The 21,041-nt window shown below is 55.5% G+C and carries 12 protein-coding genes; 9 read left to right on the top strand and 3 right to left on the bottom strand.

From position 1 onward, the window contains the following. Positions 1 to 917 precede the first annotated feature (917 nt). From QEH57_RS20885 to QEH57_RS20925, 9 genes are all read left to right on the top strand, one after another. Positions 918 to 3,644: a family 78 glycoside hydrolase catalytic domain gene (locus QEH57_RS20885; RefSeq protein WP_309008731.1), complete on the top strand. Its 2,727-nt coding sequence runs from the start codon at positions 918 to 920 to the stop codon at positions 3,642 to 3,644. Between the two features lie 361 nt (positions 3,645 to 4,005). After that, positions 4,006 to 4,542 carry an RNA polymerase sigma factor gene (locus QEH57_RS20890; RefSeq protein ID WP_309008732.1) on the top strand — a complete coding sequence of 179 codons (537 nt, stop codon included), beginning with the start codon at positions 4,006 to 4,008 and terminating at the stop codon, positions 4,540 to 4,542. A 1-nt stretch (position 4,543) separates the two neighbouring features. Beyond that, positions 4,544 to 5,596 (top strand): FecR domain-containing protein, encoded by a 1,053-nt coding sequence (locus tag QEH57_RS20895; RefSeq protein ID WP_309008733.1) that lies wholly within the window; start codon positions 4,544 to 4,546, stop codon positions 5,594 to 5,596. A gap of 899 nt (positions 5,597 to 6,495) precedes the next feature. Then, positions 6,496 to 9,825 (top strand): TonB-dependent receptor plug domain-containing protein, encoded by a 3,330-nt coding sequence (locus tag QEH57_RS20900; RefSeq protein ID WP_309008734.1) that lies wholly within the window; start codon positions 6,496 to 6,498, stop codon positions 9,823 to 9,825. Positions 9,826 to 10,115: 290 nt separating this feature from the next. Further along, positions 10,116 to 11,780: a BNR-4 repeat-containing protein gene (locus tag QEH57_RS20905; RefSeq protein ID WP_309008735.1), complete on the top strand. Its 1,665-nt coding sequence runs from the start codon at positions 10,116 to 10,118 to the stop codon at positions 11,778 to 11,780. Between the two features lie 21 nt (positions 11,781 to 11,801). Further along, positions 11,802 to 13,190 (top strand): sulfatase, encoded by a 1,389-nt coding sequence (locus QEH57_RS20910; RefSeq protein ID WP_309008736.1) that lies wholly within the window; start codon positions 11,802 to 11,804, stop codon positions 13,188 to 13,190. 5 nt (positions 13,191 to 13,195) lie between these two features. Beyond that, complete coding sequence (locus tag QEH57_RS20915) at positions 13,196 to 14,611, top strand: sulfatase (protein WP_309008737.1); 1,416 nt, start codon at positions 13,196 to 13,198, stop codon at positions 14,609 to 14,611. 34 nt (positions 14,612 to 14,645) lie between these two features. Continuing rightward, positions 14,646 to 15,662, top strand: coding sequence for a 6-bladed beta-propeller (locus QEH57_RS20920; RefSeq protein ID WP_309008738.1), 1,017 nt, complete (start codon positions 14,646 to 14,648; stop codon positions 15,660 to 15,662). A 335-nt stretch (positions 15,663 to 15,997) separates the two neighbouring features. Beyond that, on the top strand, positions 15,998 to 17,380 hold the full coding sequence (locus tag QEH57_RS20925; RefSeq protein WP_309008739.1) for a BNR-4 repeat-containing protein: 1,383 nt from the start codon (positions 15,998 to 16,000) through the stop codon (positions 17,378 to 17,380). A 133-nt stretch (positions 17,381 to 17,513) separates the two neighbouring features. Here the strand turns inward: QEH57_RS20925 and QEH57_RS20930 are convergent, their stop codons facing one another. From QEH57_RS20930 to QEH57_RS20940, 3 genes are all read right to left on the bottom strand, one after another. Then, positions 17,514 to 18,539 (bottom strand): hypothetical protein, encoded by a 1,026-nt coding sequence (locus QEH57_RS20930; protein WP_309008740.1) that lies wholly within the window; start codon positions 18,537 to 18,539, stop codon positions 17,514 to 17,516. 40 nt (positions 18,540 to 18,579) lie between these two features. Continuing rightward, positions 18,580 to 19,524, bottom strand: coding sequence for an FAD-dependent oxidoreductase (locus QEH57_RS20935; RefSeq protein ID WP_309008741.1), 945 nt, complete (start codon positions 19,522 to 19,524; stop codon positions 18,580 to 18,582). 80 nt (positions 19,525 to 19,604) lie between these two features. After that, positions 19,605 to 21,023: a sulfatase gene (locus QEH57_RS20940; protein ID WP_309008742.1), complete on the bottom strand. Its 1,419-nt coding sequence runs from the start codon at positions 21,021 to 21,023 to the stop codon at positions 19,605 to 19,607. Positions 21,024 to 21,041: the final 18 nt, after the last annotated feature.

Genomic DNA, 21,041 nt, shown 5'->3' on the forward strand with positions numbered 1-21,041 from the left:
ACTTGATTTCGATTTTTCCGATTTCTCTGCCGTCACCTTTGGTACTACCTTGGAACACCCTCTCCTTCACCGGGTAGGTAACCACCTGCAATCGTCAACCCGTATGGCATACCAAAAGCTCAAGGAGCTTGGATACAAAACGGTTAGTCTTTGTGTCAGTGAGGACGTCGATAGACGTACCAATAATTGCGTGAGCGCTGGATACCTAAGTATGAAAAAGCAGGTTAGTGAATCTGAATTCATACCGCAATTTATATACCGAGACCTCGACAAGCGAAGCTTTCTTCGATGGTTCGAGATGCATCGCCCAGATGGCATTCTCACCATGAGCTGGGCGGCTGCAACCATAAGACAATGGCTCGAGTCTGAAGGTCTAAAGATCGGCGAAGATTTTGGAATAGCTGTTCTAAATTGGCATGACTCTAGAAGATTCATGGCAGGCATCGATCAAATGCCTACGCAATTGGGAGAGGCAGCAGTAGATGTCATACACAGATTGCTGAGAAATTCCGAGTACGGCATCCCCCCTTACCACAGTCGTACCCTCTTATCGGGAGTCTGGAGAGATGGCGACAGCGCCGCTCCAAGGATCACTTTTGAACCGTAAAAAACGTGCCACCTCTCGTGCCTAGAGCCTCGTAGAACGCATCCCGAGGCTCTAGCCTTGGGCCCAGGTCCCTTTCCCTTTTCGGCAGAGACTCCCGCCACGTCAAAGACGGAACCATAGCTTCTAAGGTCGTCCCAAACTAAGCTGCCGAAGAACGATTTGTTTTCACCAGAAGCTCCTCTGGACGTGTCCAAATCATAATGCCTTTGAGAGCTCTCTTCGCTCCCTAGACTCCTCTCGTTTGAACTATCCCGGGAAATATGTCCCTGTCCGTCCCGCAACGGGTTCAAGCTAGACCGCCCCCCTTTCAATGAAACCACTGATTCCATTTTTGACCCTAGCATTCACGTGCATTGCGCGCCTCGCCGCGACTCCGCAATCCCCCGTAGAGCTGAAACTTTCCGAGGGGTTTAAGAACCCTTTCGGCTTTTACGACGCCGCACCCAGCTTCTCTTGGCAACTCCCCGCTGACCCCCAAAGTACATCACAGACCGCCTTCGAAATCGTTGTCGCTAGCGACCTGAACCTTCTCTTTGCAAACGCGGATCGTTGGAACTCCGGAAAAGTAGCGAGCGATCAATCCCTCTACATCCCTTACCACGGTGCCAAACTTTCCTCTCGAGAGCGAGTGTATTGGTCCGTCCGATACTGGAACCAACACGACGAAGTCTCTCCCTGGGCGGAACCCGCAAGCTTCGAGCTCGGCCTTCTCACCAACGACGACTGGCAAGCCAAATGGATCGGCTTCCCAGGTCACGGCAAAAATGAGCGGACCCAATACGACACGCCCCTCTACCGTCCCGTCTATTTCCGCAAAGACTTCTCCGCCAAGGCCGACGTCGTCAACGCTCGTCTTTACATCACCGCCAAAGGCCTCTTCGAGGCCCACATCAACGGCCAACAAATCGGTCAAGACCGCATGGCTCCGGGCTGGACTCCCTACCACACCCGCGTCGAAACCCTCACCTACGACGTCACCAAAAATCTGGCGCAAGGCGAAAACGCCATCGGCCTCATCCTCGCCGAAGGCTGGTACGCCGGTCGATTCGGCCCTAAGCGCACCTGGGGCAACGAACCGCCTCCTGAAATCATCTGCCAACTGGAAATCGAGTACGCCGACGGCTCACAGCAAAAAGTCCTCACCGACAGCTCCTGGCTCGCCACCACCGACGGCCCGATCCGCACCTCCGGCATCTACGACGGCGAAACCTACGATGCAAATTACGAGATGCCGGGCTGGAACCGGCCTGGCTTCGCTGCCACCGATTGGATTCAATCCGTCGAATTTCCCATCGACTCCAAAATCCAACTACGCCCCAAGCGCCACTTCACCACCCGCGACAAGCTCGAACTCACTCCGATCTCCATCTCCCAACCCGCGCCCGACACTATCGTATTCGACATGGGACAAAACATCGTCGGTGTGCCCCGGATCTCGTTGCCCATGAAGAAGGGCCAAACCCTTCGTACTCGAGTCGGCGAAGCCCTCAACCGCGACGGCACCCTCTTCACCGGAAACCTCGGCACCGCCAAGTCGATAAATAACTACACCGCCGCCGAAAACGGCATCGCCGAATGGCAACCCCAGTTTACCTTCCACGGCTTCCGCTACATCGAGGTAACGGGTCACGACAGCTCGCAACCGCCAGAATTCAGTTGGGTCAAAGGCGTAGTGCAATACACCGACTTCGAGGACACCGGCCACTTCGAAACCTCCGACGTCAACATCAACCAACTGCAAAGCAACATCCTCTGGGGCCTTCGTGGCAACTTCCTCGATATCCCTACCGACTGCCCGCAGCGCGCCGAACGCCTCGGCTGGACCGGTGACGCTCAGGTCTTTGCCCCTACCGCCCTCTTCAATTCCGACCTGCACGCCTTCTGGAGCGCTTGGCTGCAAAGCATGCGAGAGGAGCAGTACGACGACGGCCAAATCCCCGTCGTCATCCCAAACGCCACCGGGAAGTTTACCGAAACAGGATGGTCTGATGCTTGTACTATCATACCTTGGGAAACGTATTGGAGAACCGGAGACAAAAAGGTTCTCGAAGAAAACTACGACATGATGCTGCGCTGGCTCGACTACAGCGCCACCCACGTCACCGACGGCATCAGCACCCAACGCACCGTGGGCGACTGGCTTCAGCCGTATTCTCAGCAAAAAGACGAGCGACGCGGCGACACCGACAACTCCCTCATCTCCACCGCCTACTACGCTCGCTCCATCGAACTCACCCAACGCACCGCCGAAGTCCTCGGAGACACGGGAAAAAGCAAGGAACTCAAAACCCTGCACACTTACGTCAAACAGGCGTTCCAAAAGCGATTCTTCGACTCCGACGGCCGCCACACCGGAGCTTTCGAGACCCAAACCAGCTACTTGCTCGCTCTCGGCTTCAATCTGCTCTCGCCCGATATCGCTAAAAAAGCCGCCAACCACCTCGTCCGCTCCTTAGAAAACGCCGACGGACACCTCCGTACCGGATTTTTGGGCACGCCGCTCCTCGCTCCGACCCTCGACAAAATCGGACGCCAGGACCTCGCATTCGATCTGCTCTTCAAGGAAACCTATCCCTCTTGGCTCTTTTCCGTAAGCCAAGGCGCCACTACTATCTGGGAGCGTTGGGACGGCTACACCCACTTGCACGGCGTCAATAAAAGCCAAGGCTCGCTCAACCACTACGCCTACGGCGCCATCGGCGAATGGATGTACGAACGCGTCGCCGGTATCTATCCCCTGGAGGCCGGATACAAAAAAATCCGCATCGCTCCCCTCGTCGACAGTCATCTCACGTATTCAAAAGGTGCATACCAATCTCCCTACGGCCTCATCGAATCCGAATGGAAACTCAAAGACAACACTCTCCAGCTCTGGCTCACCATCCCACCCAACACCACCGCAATCGTCACTCTGCCAGAGCCCTACACTCAAAATGTCCAAGTAAGCGGCAAACCGTATCAGCTGGAGGCAAATTCAAGCCTACAGCTCGAACCGGGGACGTATCACCTAACAGCCTCTGGACCAGCCAGTCCGTAGCGAATCCCGAGCGCTTCCCGCAGGCCAAACTCCCCCGCATCCAGAACGACGTCACCACCCAGACAGGCTCTGTACAGACAGCATCTGGAAACACAGTGGAAAACGGCAGCGCGAAGCTGGCTCAGCCTCGGCCCTGGGACGAAATCGCCTCTTAGATCACTGTCAAGCGATCGGGCCCGATGCGATCTGCCTTGATGCTCGAATGCGAACTGCAAGGAAGCGCGATTTTCTTTTGGTGAGTTGCCGCGCTTTCGAAGTCGTAGCGAGTAAGACCTTTCCCGAACAGGTCTAGATCCAACACGACCGCCACCGGACCAACGCGACTCAACCACCTATCCAGCAATCCCATTTATCAATCGTTATGGCACTTCCGGACAAAAACGAGTGGTTCGAGGAGGAAATAGAACCTCACGAATCCTCACTGAAGGCGTGGCTTCGCAACCAATTCGGGATCGAACATATCATCGACGATATCGTTCAAATCGCCTACATGCGCGTCCTGAGAGCCCAGGACAAGGGAACAATCTCCTCACCCAAAGCCTACCTCTTCAAGACCGCCCGCAATGTCGCCATTGACCAACTCAAGGACCTGAAGAAACGCCAAGCCGAACCGTTGGAAAACCATACCAATATCGTCTATTTGGAAAATTGGGACAACGCGAAGGACATACTCGAACACCGAAACGAGGTCGAACTACTCAAAGCTTCCATAGCGGCCCTCCCCCAGCGCTGCAGAGAAATATTTGTGATGCGAAGGTTGCACGGCCTAACAAGCGCTGAAATATCGCGTAAATTAGGAATCTCTACGCACACGGTTTCCTCTCAATTGACCATTGGTCTAAAAAAGTGCACTGAATTCATAGAGCGGGCAACAAACCGGCCTAAGCGGCTGCAGTGAAATGAGCAAAAAAGGTTATACTAAAATAGAAGACCAAGCAGCAGAATGGGCTTTAAAGATCGAAGACGGCTTAACCGTCTCGCAGGAAACCGAACTCGAAGCCTGGCTAAGGAAACATCCAGACGCTGAAAGCCAATTGGCAAGATTCCAGAAGTCATGGGAACGATTCGAAATCCTAGACCCTCAGCACTTCCCAATGGAAAGCTTGCATCCGGACGAAGCGCAAAGCGCTCCAAGCATCGGATTCTTCGCTAAGAAGTGGCGTTGGGCAATCGGAGCCGCAGCTGCTATCGCCATTTTTGGAATCGGTCTTTCGCTCCACGAAAGGAGCCACCAGGAAACAGCCTATTCCATGCATACCTACCGCTATACGGAAGGTGACTTCTACGAGCTCGAGGACAGGTCGACGCTGGATCTGAATGACGGAGCGGTAGTGGAAAGCAAATACTCGGAAGATCGTCGCGAATTTTGGATAAAGAGCGGAGAGGCATACTTTACGGTAGCAAAAGACCCGGACCGTCCCTTCGACGTCTATGCGGGTGAGACGCGCCTGCGGGCGCTGGGCACCCAATTCAATGTCAGGTTCTACGATTCAGCTGTAGAAGTGCTCGTTACCGAGGGAATCGTATCGCTCTCCCTCTCAAAACCGAATGAGCTAGATACAATCGAGCAAAAATCGGATACAGAACAAGCGCATAAAAAGTTAATTCGAAACCAAAAAGCAGTCGTCCATCAAAGCGCCGACCACCAAAGCGGTTACGTCGTTGAAGAAATAGAAGAAGAGGAAGTCTCGGAAATCCTGCTATGGAAACCAGTCACCTTGAAATTCGACTCTACCCCGCTCTCCGAGGTCGTCGCTCGCTTCAACCGCTATAACGACAATAAAATAGTAATCGCAGATGAACGCATCGAGGCGTTGCAAATAGTAGCGACTTTCCGCTCCAACAAGATAGAAGGCTTTATCAACTTGCTTCAGGCTACCTCAAACGTAGTAGCTGAATACAAGGGAAACCAGATAATCCTCACGAGTAAAAACCGGGAGAGCCGACACTAGGAAGCGCTAAATAGGGGAACAATAAACCGGCTCCTCTTTCGCTATGTCACCTTAAAGCGTGGCTCGAGTTCGAAGAAAACTCGATTCACCCCATTTTCAGTCCCTAACAGCCCCTCCGGAAAGGCGGACGCCGCAGATCGAGCATCACGCACTGCGGCTCGCTAGGCTGCCGCTCTTCTCCGCGAGCTGGAAAAAAACGGGCTGCGGTACCCTTGCCAATCAGTCCTGGGCGGCAGCGGTTGCGGCGTTTTATCATTTTTCTGTAGAATGCCTATCGACTCACCATCGATTTTGCCTACTCTTCGAGAATCCCTTTGCTCAATAAGAGACGAAACAGCGAGAACGTATCCCGTCGCCCAAAAGTCTAATTGCTGCTCTACCCCGCCTTCCAGAGAGCAAATTTTTTGATTTTTTCAAAAGTCCCCTTAGTGAGTTTAGGCTTTCTCAAAGTCTAGCTTGTGAACTCAAAACCTGACACGCCCCGCGCCCCATTTGTCAACCTCAGTAGAGGTCGTCTATTCCTACTCTGGATACTGATTGGGATGCTCGGTGTTGGAACGACGATACAAGCCACCCCTTTGGAAACAGAAAAGCAAAGCTACCGATTTTCAGTTCCCGAAGGTTCTGCAATTCGAACCCTGAAGAAAGCAGCCGAGCAATGCGAAATCGACATGCTGTACAGTCCGGACGTTGTCAAAGGCGTACGGACAGCCGCAGTGCAAGGTCGATTCACAATCGAGGAAGCTTTCGATAAGATGCTGAAAGGCACCACCTTAGAACTCTATCAAGATTCGAATTCACAGGCATATGCGATCATAGTTCAACAGGTTTTATCAAACACCGATCATAGTATTAACGATACTGCGATTGGAGAACCTAAAGCTAGAAAAAGTTCTATAATGCCCCCACTACCAACGAGATCAGATAAACAAGGATCCAAGAGGAAATCCTTTTTCCGCAATACAATTGCGGCCCTATCCGCCGCCGGCGTCTTCGCGACCGCGTCCGGCCAAGACGATGCGTCGAGCGATGGCGAAGATATCTTCGAGCTTTCTCCCTTTACAGTGGATGGCTCGAACACTGAAGGCTACCGAGCCTCTTCCACATTGGCCGGAACGCGTCTGAATACCAAGCTGAAAGACGTGGCCTCTTCGATCAGCGTCGTCACGAAAGACTTTCTAAACGACACAAGCGCGACCGACCTTAAGCAGCTGCTCGTCCACACCACCAGCACCGAAGTCGCCGGTCCGATGGGCAACTTCGCGGACGATGCGGGTCGAAACAACGAAAGAGAATTCACCGAACGTCCCATTGAGATCAACGCCACCACTCGCGTAAGGGGATTGGCCGGAGCCACAATTACGCGGGAGTACTTTGAAAGCCTAATCCCGATGGACAGCTACAACACGGATAGCGTTACTGTGAATCGAGGAGCGAACTCGATCCTATTCGGAGTGGGCAGTCCGGCAGGTATCATCAACACCGGATTAATTGCACCCATTTTCGCTGACCAGAACAAGGTGAGCCTTAGCTATGGCTCCTACGGTTCGGTCCGCAGCAGCGTCGATGTCTCGCGGCTGATCAACGACAAACTAGCGGTTCGCTTCGCCGCGCTGTATGAGGATAATAAATACCAGCAGAAGCCGGCCTTCGAGCGCGACAAGCGCCTCTTCGCCACCCTCGCCTATCGCCCCACCCAAGATCTCACCTTCAAGTTGAATGCGGAGAACGGAAGGATCGACGCGAACCAGCCTCGCCAATTCGCTCCGGTTGACAGTTTGACCATGTGGTGGGATCCTTTGGCCCACCCCGAGGGATTAGTGAAGCCCGAGCACGATGCGATTGCGACTCCAGCGCTCAGTCCGTACGGCGCCTATTTCGGCCCCTTGGGTCCGATCGTAGGCCCACCCGTCATCTGGTCGGTTGCAGGCTCCGGAGAGGTCGACTCCAGCGTCAACCCCAGCAATGCGGAAGCTTTCCTGATATTTAGGCATCCGAATTTCACGCCGAGCGATTCTAGCGATAGAGAACTCCGCGCCTTTGCAACGCTTCGGGGCACAGGTCAGAATCAACGCTACTACAACAACGGCCAAAACGAGGCGATTGCCAATCAGTTCGCGAATCGATCAGTTTCGGACGAATCTATTCTAGACTTCCGCAACAATCTGCTGGACGGGGACAACAAGGGGTCGAACATGGATTTCGAGTCCTTCAGCTTCACGGCCGAACAACTCTTCCTCGACAAGAAAGCCGGGATCGAAGTCGCCTTCGATTCGCAGTCGGTGGAGCTTTCGAGCCACTCCCTTTTCGGGGGAGCTCGCTCCTATAATCTACAGATCGACGTGAACACGGTCCTTCCGGACGGGAATCCCAATCCAAACTTCGGGCGCCCCATGATCTCCTGGAGCGGTGGAGACTGGGATGAGGCGACCACCGAAAGCGACACTTACCGGGCGACCGGATTTCTCAACCTGAATGCCACCGAGAAAATCGAAGGCTTCCTGGGCAAGGTTCTCGGCGACCACACGATTACCGGACTCTACGAACACCGGAAGGAGAAGAATGAATCGATGGGAGGCCTGCAGTACGCTTGGGGCGACGACTACGTCGAATTCAATCGCAAACCCGACGGCGCCCTCACCCTTGGCGGGATTGGCAATGTGGGAAATAGAACCTTCCGCTCCGCAGGCGGAATCGTTTACCTTGGAGATTCGTTGAAAGACGCCGCCAGCCCCTCGAATGCCAACTTGATCGAGCGCCTGCCTAAACTAAACGTCGGCAACTCCCGCAGCTTGCGAACGTACAGCTACAACGACGACGCCTGGGTAACGAGAGACTTCGGCATTATCCAAAATCCAATTACAAGCGCGGGCCTTAACCGCCTGGAACGTACCTCTAAAGCGATTATCTTTAACAGTCGTTTCCTCGAGGACCACTTGATCGCAACCTACGGTTGGAGAGACGACGAAGTTAAATCGTTCGCGCTGGACGGCGTGCCGCGCGGAAGCGATGGAGCGGTATTGCTGGACGATCCATCCTTCGTTGCAACCCCAAGCGGTGATCCCTACCAAGATACAACATTCTCCTGGGGAGTCGTCGCCCATATGCCCCGTTCCATTGTCGATAAGCTCGGTCCAATCAATCGGCTAAGCGTCCACTACACGGAAGCGGAAAACAGGGTTGCAAGCAATCGCGTGAGGCATGACTTCTTCGACAGAGCGCTCAGCGCGCCTCTCGGAGAGACGAAAGAGTACGGCGTCTCGGTCGCGCTATACGAAGACAAGCTTTCAATCCGGGCGAACGTATACGAAACCGTTCAGTCGCTCAGAAGCGATAGCTCCCTCAACGGGCTTACCGGTATCATCGGTCAGGAATCCCGCTTCATCAACCAAATCGAAGACGTGATTGCTGTGAATCCCGGAAATCGCGCTGATATCGAATTGCTGCGCGATTACCCTGACTTTCCTCAAGTCATCAAAGAGGCGTGGAACATCAAGAAGGATTCCAACGGATTGCTAGAATTCGACGCTCCGGACAACCTGTCGGTGACTAGCGACGGAGTCTCCAAAGGCTTCGAGCTCGAGATGGTTGGCAACCTGACATCCAATTGGACTATTTCCATGAACGCTGCCAAGCAAGAGGTCACTCGCGAAAACAGCGCGCCCGCCGTTGCTGAGTACCTCTACGGTGATATCAACCGGGCTGCAGTTTGGGAAGATAGCGCCTTCGGACGGTTTAACTTCAATCCAGCAAACAATGTAACGATTGGAGAGCAGATGGACACCTACACTTCCAGCTTGCAACTGGCGCAAATGCAGGACGGTTCCACATCCGTTGACCAGGTTCGCGAGTGGAGATTCAATGTCTTCACCAACTACAAGTTCGCCGATGACAGTTCGCTCAAAGGCTGGACCGTTGGCGGCGGAGCGCGTTGGCAGGACGAGGTCGCGATCGGATTCCCGCAGATCTTTGATACGCAGCTCGGCGAATACAGGCCGGACGTGACAAGCCCTTACTTCGGTCCGGATCAGCTAAAAGTCGACGCATTCGTCCGCTATAAACGTAAGCTCTTTGAAGATCGCGTCGACTGGACCATCCAGTTGAACATCAACAACGCCCTCGACGAAGACGACCTAGTTCCCGCGGTCGCAAACCCAGACGGCAGTTTCCCAGTCTTCAGCATCCCAGCGGAGCGCACCTTCACGCTCAGCTCCACCTTTGATTTCTAGAGCGAGTAGTTAAGCTCCTTTTCAAAATGCTTCTCGCCCGACACCTTTTCCGGTGTCGGGCTTTTTCATTGCAACGCGCAACCTGCCACCGGATCGAGAGGCGAATCCCCCTTTCCCACAAGCCACCCCACTCTCCTGCTTCGAGCTGCCAGAATAGAATTCCTTGGCCGCCCCGCAATCGATATGTATAGATTACGCGACTAGCAATTTCGTGGAAATCCGCTGCTGATCTGAAATACTCACACTTTTGCGAAGCCCAGTACCCTCCGGGCCCAACCACCCCTCACAAAATGAAACGACTACGTCCAGCTTGCTTGCTCCTGGTTTCCATGCCCTTCCTCTTCGCGTGCTCAAAGTCCACGCTCAGCGAAGAAGACTACCGGGCCCAAAGAGCGGCCTTAATCGAGGCCCACTCGGCTCAAGACCCAACCTTCGCCGCATTGCAAAGCGAAATGGAAAGCGAGGAGAGCTATAGCAGCGAGTACTGGCGCTGGCGCATCGACCAGTACCTGTACGGCCAATACACCGAGTTCCAGCCAATCTACGATGCCTTCGTCCGCGGCAAGTCCTTCACGCAAATCTACGACCTTCCCGCTGAGGATCTCGCCGCGACCCCAGAACCTGGAGCGGAGCTGACAGACCTCCCCGAAGGCTTCTTCACCGACAACCTTCCCGGCAACGTACACACTGGCAAAACCGTATTGGCAGACGGCAAAGTCTACATCACTTACCAGGGCCACCTGACCGACCCCTACGTCGCGAGCTACGATCTCGAAAACGATACCTGGGACGGTCCCTACAAGGCCGGCCATAGCACCCTTTCCAAGGACGGTCGCAAGGTCGACAGCCACGGGCGGCCAGCCATCGAACAGGACAGCGACGGTTATTTCCACATCGTATACGGCGGCCATGGCGGCGAGCGCGAAGACGGCCTCAATCCGCTTTCGATCGATACTCCACACGCGGGGGGAAGGATGATTCACGTGGTATCCGAAAAGCCATACGACATCAGCTCCTTCGTCGAAAAGGATGACATCACGCCTTTCGCCTCCTACACCGCGACCTGCAAGATGGGCAACGGCGATATCTATTTCTTTACCCGAGCCGGCACCCACAAGTCGCCTTGGGTCTACTACAAGATGAAAAGCGGTAGCCAAACCTTCGAGCCACCCGTGCTCATCACATGGCCCGTCCCCCAAGCGGACGATCCTATCCACGTGGATACATTCTATATCACCCCAAAGAAAGTTTCGGACACTGAAATCGTCGTCACCTACCTTTGGCACGAATGCAACTTCAAGGAGATCCATGACCGAACCCACTACAGCCGGATCAACACCTACTACATGAAGTTGGATACCAGCGACGACACCTTCTACAACGTCGAAGGCAAGAAGCTCCCCCTTCCGCTCACCAAAGCCACCGCTGACGAACTTACCCTCGCCTACAACTCCAGCGAAACGGGTGAAACCTGCTTCGGCACCCGCCCGCTCGTTCTCGAAGACGGGCGACCGGCCGCCGCCTACGAAGCCATGGGCGACGACTATCGCGAATGGCGAATGGTCGTCTACGAAAACGGAAAGTGGACGCACAGCCTACCCATACCAGGAACAAAGCGTAACAGCGTTACGGATACATCAGGGCGCAAGATCAAGAGCCTCCTGAAGCACGAAACGATCAAGGAAGGCGGAAGCTCGGCCACAGCAGCTGTTATCTACCGCAACGCCGCCGGCGAAACCGTATTCGCTACCGCACAAAAAAGCGCCGACTCTACCCCATCGGAAGAGGCTTGGACGGTTGATAGAGAATACCTCAGCCTCTCCAAAGCCAGCATGCAGATGCATGCCGTGCGAAACGAAGCAGGCGAGGCAGAAGCCCTTGTCCTTAACGTCAGAAAGGGCTCCGCTCAACGTCTCTACCTCTGGCACGACGGGGCTCTCCGGCCCCAAAACTAGCAACGCTTCTTCAACTCCGTCATGAGAAAATTCGCTCTCCTGCTCACCGTTCTCGCTAGCGCCCTTTCCCTAAAGGCTGCCGTGGCGGAACCCGTTCGTCCCAACGTGCTCTTCATTGCCATCGACGACCTGCGACCCGAGCTCGGATGCTACGGTGATCCGGTGGCTCAAACGCCGCACCTCGACAAGCTAGCTGGCGAGGGAGCCCTGTTCGAACGCGCCTACTGCCAGGTCGCGGTGTGCGGCGCCTCCCGGGCGAGCATGATGACCGGCATCTTGCCCACCAAAACGCGCTTCGTGGACTACCTGGCCACCGTCGATGGCGACGCTCCGGGCGCCGCCACCCTAGCCCAGGTATTCAAGGAAGCAGGCTACACCACCCTCGTTAACGGCAAGATCTTTCACAACAGTCGAGATACCGCGGAACGATCCTGGAGCGAAAAGCCCCGCGGCACCGGCCTCAACCATCGCACCAGCCACGACCCCCAAACGAACCAAACCACGACCCAGCAAGGCAACGGGCTGTTCTTCGAATGCGTCGCCGTACCGGACGACGCCTACACCGACGGCCGCGTCGCCGCCCGTACCATCGAGGACCTCCGACGTTTCAAGGATAGCGGGGAACCCTTTTTCATCGGTTGCGGATTCATCCGACCACACCTTCCCTTCTACGCTCCCAAGAAGTATTGGGATCTGTACGATGCGAACGCTATTCCTTTAGCCAGCTACCGGGATCGTCCTAGAAACGCACCCGACGCCCTGTCGGGATCCGGTGAATACAGAACGTATTTCCTAGGCGACTACGACGCACAATCCGAAGCCTTTCATCGAAAGATGAGGCACGGCTACCTCGCCTCAACCAGCTACGTGGACAAGCTGGTGGGCGACGTCTTAAACGAACTCGACGCCCTCGGCCTTGCCGACAATACCATTGTGGTCGTTTGGGGCGACCACGGCTTTCACCTCGGCGAATACAACTTCTGGGGCAAGCACAACACCATGCACCTGGCCACTCGCATACCGCTCATCGTCAAAGCCCCTGGAAAACTGCAGGGACTGCGCAGCGAGGCCCTTATCTCTAGCGTAGACATCTTCCCTACGCTTTGCGCTCTCGCTGGTATCGAGACGCCTGCGAGCGTCCAAGGAAAGAGCTTCGTCGCCTCCCTTAGCGACAAGGACGCGACCAGCAACGCTGTCGTGTACACCCGCTTCAAAAGCGCCGACGCCATCGTAACCCCACGCTTCAACTACACGCGCTACGAAAATGGAGAAGAAATGCTCTACGATCTCAAAATCGATCCCGGAGAAACGCTAAACCGCGTCAGCAACCCTGAATACAAAGCAACCCTAGCGAAGCTTCGCATTCTCCTGCAGGAACAAATCGAAATCGCGGAATCAGCCCCCTTTTAAGCCCTATGAAACCTACGGTTTTAAAATCGATCGGCATTGCCTTAACGATCGCGTTCACCTCGGACCTGCAGGCGCAGCCCAATATAGTCTTCTACCTGGCCGACGATCAAGATATCGGCGACTACGGATGCTACGGCAACGAACGAGTACAGACCCCCGCCGTCGACCGCCTCGCCAGAGAAGGCATGCGCTTCACCCACGCTTTTACCGGACAAGCCATCTGCGCCCCCAGCCGCTCCCAGCTCTACACCGGCAACTACCCGCTGAGAAACGGCGCCTTCCTAAACCATGTCCCGGTCAAGGACGACCAAGTCAGTATCGCCAGCTACCTAGGGAATCTGGGCTACGAGGTTATCCTTGCCGGGAAAAGCCATGTAGAACCGGACAGCGTTTTCACATGGACCGAAGAATGGCCGACCGTCGATAAGGACGGGGTCCCTCGAGAATACATACCGCTCGAAAAGATAGAATCCTATTTCAAAAGCGCCGATAAACCGTTCTGCATGTTTATCGCTTCCATGTATCCACATGGCCCCTACTTCGAGGTAGAGGGAGCATCCGCCGAATCCATAAAATTCTATCCGTACAACCAACGGTTCAGCGACAAACAATCCGAAATCGACAAGAAAGCGGGCTACTACCGCAGCATCGAAGAAGACAACGCGCAACTCGAGCGGGTACTCGAGCTTGTCGACACCCATTTGGACCCGAACACGCTTTTTATCTACAGCTCCGACCACGGCGTATCAGGCAAATATACAGTCTACGACCGCGGCCTGAACGTGCCTTTCGTAGCCCGTTGGCCCGGCGTTATCGCCCCCGGGTCGCTTACGGATCGTCTCGTGCACTACACCGACATCCTGCCTACCCTTGTCGAAATCGCCGGCGGAACCGTTCCCGCGGAGGTGAATGGCAAGAGTTTCTATCCGATCCTCAAGGGCAGCGCGGAGCCCCTGCACGAATACGTTTACGGCGTCAGCACCAACCAAAACATTCTTGCCGCCAAGGTTTTCCCCTCACGAATGATCCGCAGCCATCGCTACAAATACATTCGCAACCTCAACGCTCTCGAGGTCGTAGAGAAGAACCTCGGCGACAATCCGCGCGTAAACGCGTTCATACGGCTCGGCGCCCAAAGGTACCCAAATACTCCCTACGAGGAATTGTACGACCTCGAAAACGATCCCTACGAACAAATCAATCTCGCCGGCGACCCCAGATACGCCGAGCTCCAAGAAGAAATGGCGACCCAACTGCTCGCATGGATGAAAGCTCAAAACGACATCTTGTCCGGCGAGCCGGGAACCATGCCCCTCATCCATTCCCACTTCAAACTGGATAAGCCATCCAAGTGGAACAAAGTCCCGGCCCACCTAGAAAACACCCTCCAAGAATCAGACTACCTGAAGCTGCACTTCTGATCCTGAGCTAACCCCGCCGCCCCATCCCAACAAAATGAATACACTCAAGCGAGCTTGCCTCCTCTCCTCCCTAATCCTTTGCAGCGCATCCTTCGCTCACCCCGGAAACGATCATACTCACCCTGGAACGTTGCCGGAACTTCCGGTCATTACCGGAAACGGCCAGCATACCTACCAAACCGTCCCTCAATGGGGCGCGCTGCCCGACGGCCAGATACTTGGCCCCACCCACGGTAGCGTGGCCGTTTCAAAAGAGGGACGTATCTATGTGTCCACTGAAGGCGAACGCGGAATCTGCGTCTTTTCCGAGGATGGGAAATTCATCCGCTCCATTGCTCCCGATTGTTCCGGTACCCACTCCCTTACCCTTCGCGAAGAAAACGGGGTCGAATACCTCTACGGAGCTCACCGCCGGGGTGAACGTATTATCAAGCTCACCCTTGACGGAACCCTTGTCCTTCAAATCCTTCACACCGAAGAACAAGCCATTCCCGGAAAACTTCAGGGGCTGACCGCAGTTACCGTCGCACCCGACGGCCGCATCTTCGCCGCTGTCGGCTATGGCTCGAACATGATTCATATCTTCGACGCGAACGGAACTCTCGAAAAGAGCTTTGGATCCAAGGGCGACGGTATCGAAGAATTCCAGGCCTGCCATGGAATCGCTATCGACCCTCGCTTCGACGAACCCCGCCTCCTTGTGGCCGACCGTGAAAACCTCCGCCTCAAGCACTACGACTTGGACGGGAACTTCATCGGAATCCACTCTCAAGACCTCCGGCGTCCCTGCGCGGTCAGTTTCTATGGCGAATACTGCGCCGTGGCAGAACTCGCCGGGCGCGTTACCATCCTGAACAAAAACGGCACCCCTGTCGCCTTCCTTGGAGACAATCCAAGGAAAGAACAGTGGGCCAAGTTCAGGACGCCGCTCGAGGAAATCCCTGAAGGAGTCTTCACCGCTCCCCATGGCTTGAGTTACGACTCCCAGGGCAACCTCTATATACAGGACTGGAACCAAAGCGGAAAAATCACCAAGCTACGAAAGTTGTAACCGATCGAATTCGGTTTCTCACCCTTCTATAAAAGCGCCCGCAAAGCGTGGACGCCCCACCGGCGTACCCACTCGATACCTACACTTCCCTTAGCCGGCCCTTGATTACAATTCAGGCTACAGCGGGATACTATAAGTTTAATTCATACTTATCGATCCTTTTGACTCGGGAGGCTCGCCAAGCATCCCTTAGATGCTTCCCCAAGCCCCCTAATAAAGTGCCCGTTTTCCCGATCTGAACTTCGCCCCCTGGAACGAAGTGACTCCCCTTACCTGCTTCCGTATCTCACGAGGCTGCTAGCGATAGCTGTCTCTCAACCCCACCCCCCAAAAAAATGAAAAAGGTAATACCCACCATCACAGCTGCCGCTCTCCTAGGAGCCTCCACAGTCCAAGCAGTATCCTCCGGAACTGCCCACGTTGACGATATAGACGGTACCGTCCAATTCTTCAACAATAGTATACGCGAATTCTCGTACAGCTCGAATTCCGCCCCGCACCAGCAAAACGCACTGGTCGTCGCCGACGATAATATCTATGTTACGTTCTTCAATACGGACGGCTCCTTAATGATAGCCCGTCGCTCGGAAGATAATAACAACGACAACTGGACTCGTAGCGAATTCTCTTCTTCGCACGATTCTTCGGACCCCGATTCGCATCGTACCGCGAACATCGCGGTCTCTCCCAACGACAAACGGATCCACATCATGTGGGGGCACCATGCCGACAAGCTCCGCTACGTCGTCACCAAGGACCCCAACGCAACCTTGAAGCCCGACTCGCAGTTCAACGTCAGCCTTTTCGAATCCGAGCGACAATACTTAAAGTCCGGCCAAAACCTCAGCAAGGTTTGCTATCCTCGCATGTTCGTTGGAGCGAACGACAAGCTGCAAGTCGTCTGGCGGGACGACGGTGGTTCCGGAAACGCGAACAGCTATATTGCTACCTACAACGACGACAAGACCTGGACTTCGCGTCTCAAGATCATAAACGGCAAAACCGGAACCTATGCCGGAGACAGCAACCGCAACGCCTACTTCAACGACATCGGGTATCGAAATGGAACCACCCATGTAAGCTGGACCTGGAGGGAGAGCGCCCAGAAGGTCAACGGCTACGTTACCAACCACGACCTCCTCTACGCCTACAGCACCGACTCCGGGAACACGTGGCGAAACCGCCTCGGCAACCAGGTTGCCGGTACGGGCAGCTGGACCATGAACCTCAATACTTCCGACATTAAGTTCAAAACACTCGGCTACAGCGATCGCGTGGAAAACCAGTGCGGACAAGCGATCGACCGCACCGGACGCGTCCACATGCTGTGGCGTCACGACAACGCGAGCGGCAGCAAAACGCTTTTCCACTACTTCAAGTCGAACGGCAGCTCCACCGTCAACACCCGCGAACGCAGCGGACTAAGCTCCAGCATCCGCCCCAAGATCTACGCGGACCCCACAAACAACAGCAAGGACACCCTCTATATCGTTACCATCTCCGGCACTAAAATTAAGGTCTACGGAGCCAACAAAGGTACAGACTACTGGGGAACTTGGGAAACCCTCTACACGAGCGCAGACGATTACATAACGGCTACCGCCCAAATCGCCGACGACGGACGAAAGCTATTTATCATGGCGCAGAAACGCCCAGCCGACGTAGCGACAGCCACATCGAGCGGACTGGATCTGATCACCCTCCCCGTAACCCCCTAGCGGATACGCAACCAATTGCGTAATACAGAAGGCGTCCTCGAAAGGGACGCCTTTTTCTTTGCTGCGTTCCTATCGAAAAGGCCACGAAACAGAAGCGACGAGCCATGCGATCCCGCTCGTCGGCATGCCCTCCCTACAAGCCCATCCTGCGCGCCCAGGCCTTAGCGGCCCCTGGATCGAGCATTTCCCAGTTAACCAAGATCGCCCGTGCCGCTTCTTTCTGCATGCCCCGGTCCGGCATTGCTTCTACATACGAACGAGCGGCCTCTACATCCGAAACCGACCAGCGCTCGATGAGCTTGGGCAGCATTTCTAGCTGTAACTCAGGCTCGAGCGATTCCCACTTGGACAATGCCGCCGTGGGGTCTTCGTCCAGCTCCACGAGGAGCAAGGCTCGCTTCGCCTCCTCGTACCCAACGTCGCTCAAATAGCGCTCCAGCTCCTCTACGCCAACGTCGGGATTCTCCGACAGCGCGGCAGCAAGCGCCTGCACCAACAGGCCCTCGTCTACGCGCCCGGGGGCCAAGGTAAAAGCCAGATCCAAGGCCCCCACCGGATCGTCCCGCACCACCTCACGCAACAGGCTTCCAGCGAGCTCTCCTACCTCTTGAGCGCTGGCTGGATCCGCTAGGAACGTCAAGGCAGCGTCAGCATTTTCTTGATACATTCGGGCAAGCATCACCCCCGCAATACCGGGATCCGACCATGGGCTCAGCATCGCGTAGGAAGTCGCTGCCTGCAAGTCGCGCCTCGACCACTTGAGCAAGATCGCGTTATAAACACGGTCCCCTGACTCGAAGTCCACAAATGCCTCGAGCCTTCGCAAGGCTTGCTCAGGGTTCTCCCGAGCCCACTCAAAAAACACGGATTCCAAAGCAAGCGAGCGTTGCTGGTCATCGGGCAAAGAGAGAATGGCGTCGCGAAAGCCTTCCCAGTCGCTTACGGCACGCTCTTGAGTCGGCGAATAAGCAATCCACTCCGCTTCCCCTTCGCCCGCTGAAACAGGCGCCGCCTCAGCATGCTCAAGCGTCCCGGCACCTACACCGTCGGCAGCCACCGGCTCCGCCCCTGGTCCCGCTTGCTCCTTCGCGATCCAAAGGGCAGCCAGCAACAGCAGGACCGCCAGGGTAAACAGGCCAACTGAAGCTTTCGCAAGCATACCGACGCGTAGTGGAAAAAGCAGACAGCTGGCGCTTGGCTCAGTCTCCAGCCAGGTAGCGAGCCGCGGCCCGGCCGGAGTCGTAGGCCCCTTCGATCTTGGCAATTCCAAAGGAATCCCCAGCAAACGCGATCGGGAGCGAGGCGGAGGCCGCGGAGCTGTCGCCCGCCCCTTTGCCCTTCCGGTGGGCATAGCGCCATTTGTGCAAATAGCTTTCCTCGATTTCCAGCGGATAAAGCTCTTTAACGGCATCGATCATGAGTCGTTCGAGCTCCGGACGATCCTTCTCGTAATTCGCTTCCGCAAAGGCTGCCGTCGAGTGCACGATCAATCCAGCCTGAGAGCTCGTTCCTTTCTGTCGCGCATCCGTGATCGTATCCAATTTTTCATTAACGCCCTTTATGAACCCCGGAGCGGCAAGGCCGAGGTCCGCCTTCAAGCGCAGCAGAAGCGTCAAGCAGGGATCGTAGCTTACCGCCGCCAAACGTTGGAACAGTTCAGGCTCCAGCTTGACCTTCGAACGTTCCACGATCGCCAAGGCCTGCGGAGCTGGGCAGGTGAACAACACTTTCCTGGCTTTCCACTCATCCCCCTTGGCGCAGCGGAGCGCTACGCCGGCTTCGTCCACTCGGAGAGTCTCGACCAACTGCTGCCGGTGCACCTCGAGTCCGGAGGCCATTTCCTTGGCCAACGCGTTCATGCTGGGTAAACCCGCGTACAAGTGACGCTCCCCGTCGCGGAACCACAACCTAGCGAGCTTCGCTGCCTCCCAGCGCTCCAACTCCCCTCGAAAGGCATCGCCGACCACCGAGAAGAAGTGGGCCCCATTGTCGAAGCTCTCGCCGTCGAGACGACGCGTGGCAAGCCGACCGCCCACCCCTCGGGATTTCTCTAGCACCGCCACCTTCTGGCCACGCTCCTGGAGCAGTCTGGCAGCAGCTAAACCAGCAATGCCCGCCCCCACAATGATCGTATCAAATTCCATCGAACAACGCGTCGTAGTCATAGGTAAACGATCCAATAGCCTTTCCGCCCAAAGACAAGAAACGAAGGCCGATTGCGCCCTTACGAAACCTCAGGCAAATGTTGAACCCACGGATCCTGGGTCTTTCGCAACCAAGGCTTTAGCTCCGTCCGAACCAGTTCAGCCACCAAGTCCGGCCGGGCAGCCGCGATATCTTCCAACTCGTAGGGGTCTTCTTGCAGATCGTACAGGGCACGGCGCGGAGGACCGGTCTCGCCAACTTCCAATACGAGCTTGTATCGAGAAGTTCTGACACCCCGGGTTCCTCGCTCGGGTTGGTCAGAGGACATTCGTAGGTAGAGCTGGGAAGAAGGACGATCCCCGCCTTCCCCTCTAAAGATTCCTGCGTGGCTATTCCCCTGCACAGACTCCGGCACCTCATCGGCAAAGCCCATCAAGTCCAGCAAGGTGGGATATAGGTCTGGGGTGGAGAGCAACAAATTGTCGCTCCCGGGAGCGATCTTGCCCGGCCAACGAATCAAGAACGGCACCCGCATGGACTCTTCGAAGGGGTTGTTTTTAGAAACCTCCCCGTGAGTGCCCAGACAATCGCCGTGGTCGGAGGTGAAGACTACAATTGTATCGTCCTTCAAGCCGGCGTCATCGAGCGCCTTTAAGATTCGTCCGAACTGCTCGTCTACACCTGTGACACTGGCGAAGTAGTCGCGCGTATTGGCTTCAGCCTTGGGATGAGCGGGATCGACGTTTGGACGAACCAACAAGTCCTCGAGCGACTTGTCGGCATAGGGTTTGCGATAACGATCTGGATACAAATGGTAAGGTGGGTGCGGAGGGTTCATCGCCACTACGAGCGCAAACGGCTTTTCCGAGTCACGCTTTGTCCCGTCCTTATTGCCGATAAAGTCGATAGCTTTGTTCGCTTCGTGTTCTGGACTCCACTGATCGACGAAATGATACTCGTCGCGCCCGGCGTTCGTCTCCCAATACATGGGGCGATTGTGATCGTTGTAGGTGCCATATGAATACCAATAGTCGAATCCGTGCCTACGCTCGGGCGGACACCAGGTATTCCACTTGGGATTGGCATCGATAAACGGCTCGCGCGGAGCGTCGAGGTGCCACTTGCCGATGTAGCCCAAACTGTAACCCTGAGACTTGAGGACATCCGACCAACAAACCTCGTCCTGCTGCAACTCGACGTCGTACTGGGCTCGATCCGCGCGACAGTTCCCAGTCACCTTGTTGGCATGCGAGTACTTGCCGCTCATCAGCATGCCGCGGTAGGGACTGCACAGCGGATAGTTGGCCACGGTCTGAGGCAGGGAAAGACTCTCCCTTGCGAAGGCGTCCAGATGCGGCGTGACCACTGGATCCTCGTTCAAGAATCCAAGCGCCTGACCGCGCCACTGGTCCGGAAAAACGAATACCAGGTTGGGACGTTTGCCACTGCTCGCATTGGCCGACCCTAAAAGTGACGAAGGCAGAACCGAGGCAGCCATAGAAGCGCCAGCTGTTTT

Origin of the sequence: Pelagicoccus sp. SDUM812005 (genome assembly GCF_031127875.1) — a bacterium.
Lineage (GTDB): Bacteria > Verrucomicrobiota > Verrucomicrobiia > Opitutales > Opitutaceae > Pelagicoccus.

Excerpts from the sequence above, each read along its gene's own strand:
- QEH57_RS20885 (WP_309008731.1), top strand. The coding sequence starts at position 918 with ATGAAACCACTGATTCCATTTTTGACCCTAGCATTCACGTGCATTGCG.
- QEH57_RS20890 (WP_309008732.1), top strand. The coding sequence starts at position 4,006 with ATGGCACTTCCGGACAAAAACGAGTGGTTCGAGGAGGAAATAGAACCT.
- QEH57_RS20895 (WP_309008733.1), top strand. The coding sequence starts at position 4,544 with ATGAGCAAAAAAGGTTATACTAAAATAGAAGACCAAGCAGCAGAATGG.
- QEH57_RS20900 (WP_309008734.1), top strand. The coding sequence starts at position 6,496 with ATGCCCCCACTACCAACGAGATCAGATAAACAAGGATCCAAGAGGAAA.
- QEH57_RS20905 (WP_309008735.1), top strand. The coding sequence starts at position 10,116 with ATGAAACGACTACGTCCAGCTTGCTTGCTCCTGGTTTCCATGCCCTTC.
- QEH57_RS20910 (WP_309008736.1), top strand. The coding sequence starts at position 11,802 with ATGAGAAAATTCGCTCTCCTGCTCACCGTTCTCGCTAGCGCCCTTTCC.
- QEH57_RS20915 (WP_309008737.1), top strand. The coding sequence starts at position 13,196 with ATGAAACCTACGGTTTTAAAATCGATCGGCATTGCCTTAACGATCGCG.
- QEH57_RS20920 (WP_309008738.1), top strand. The coding sequence starts at position 14,646 with ATGAATACACTCAAGCGAGCTTGCCTCCTCTCCTCCCTAATCCTTTGC.
- QEH57_RS20925 (WP_309008739.1), top strand. The coding sequence starts at position 15,998 with ATGAAAAAGGTAATACCCACCATCACAGCTGCCGCTCTCCTAGGAGCC.
- QEH57_RS20930 (WP_309008740.1), bottom strand. The coding sequence starts at position 18,539 with ATGCTTGCGAAAGCTTCAGTTGGCCTGTTTACCCTGGCGGTCCTGCTG.
- QEH57_RS20935 (WP_309008741.1), bottom strand. The coding sequence starts at position 19,524 with ATGGAATTTGATACGATCATTGTGGGGGCGGGCATTGCTGGTTTAGCT.
- QEH57_RS20940 (WP_309008742.1), bottom strand. The coding sequence starts at position 21,023 with ATGGCTGCCTCGGTTCTGCCTTCGTCACTTTTAGGGTCGGCCAATGCG.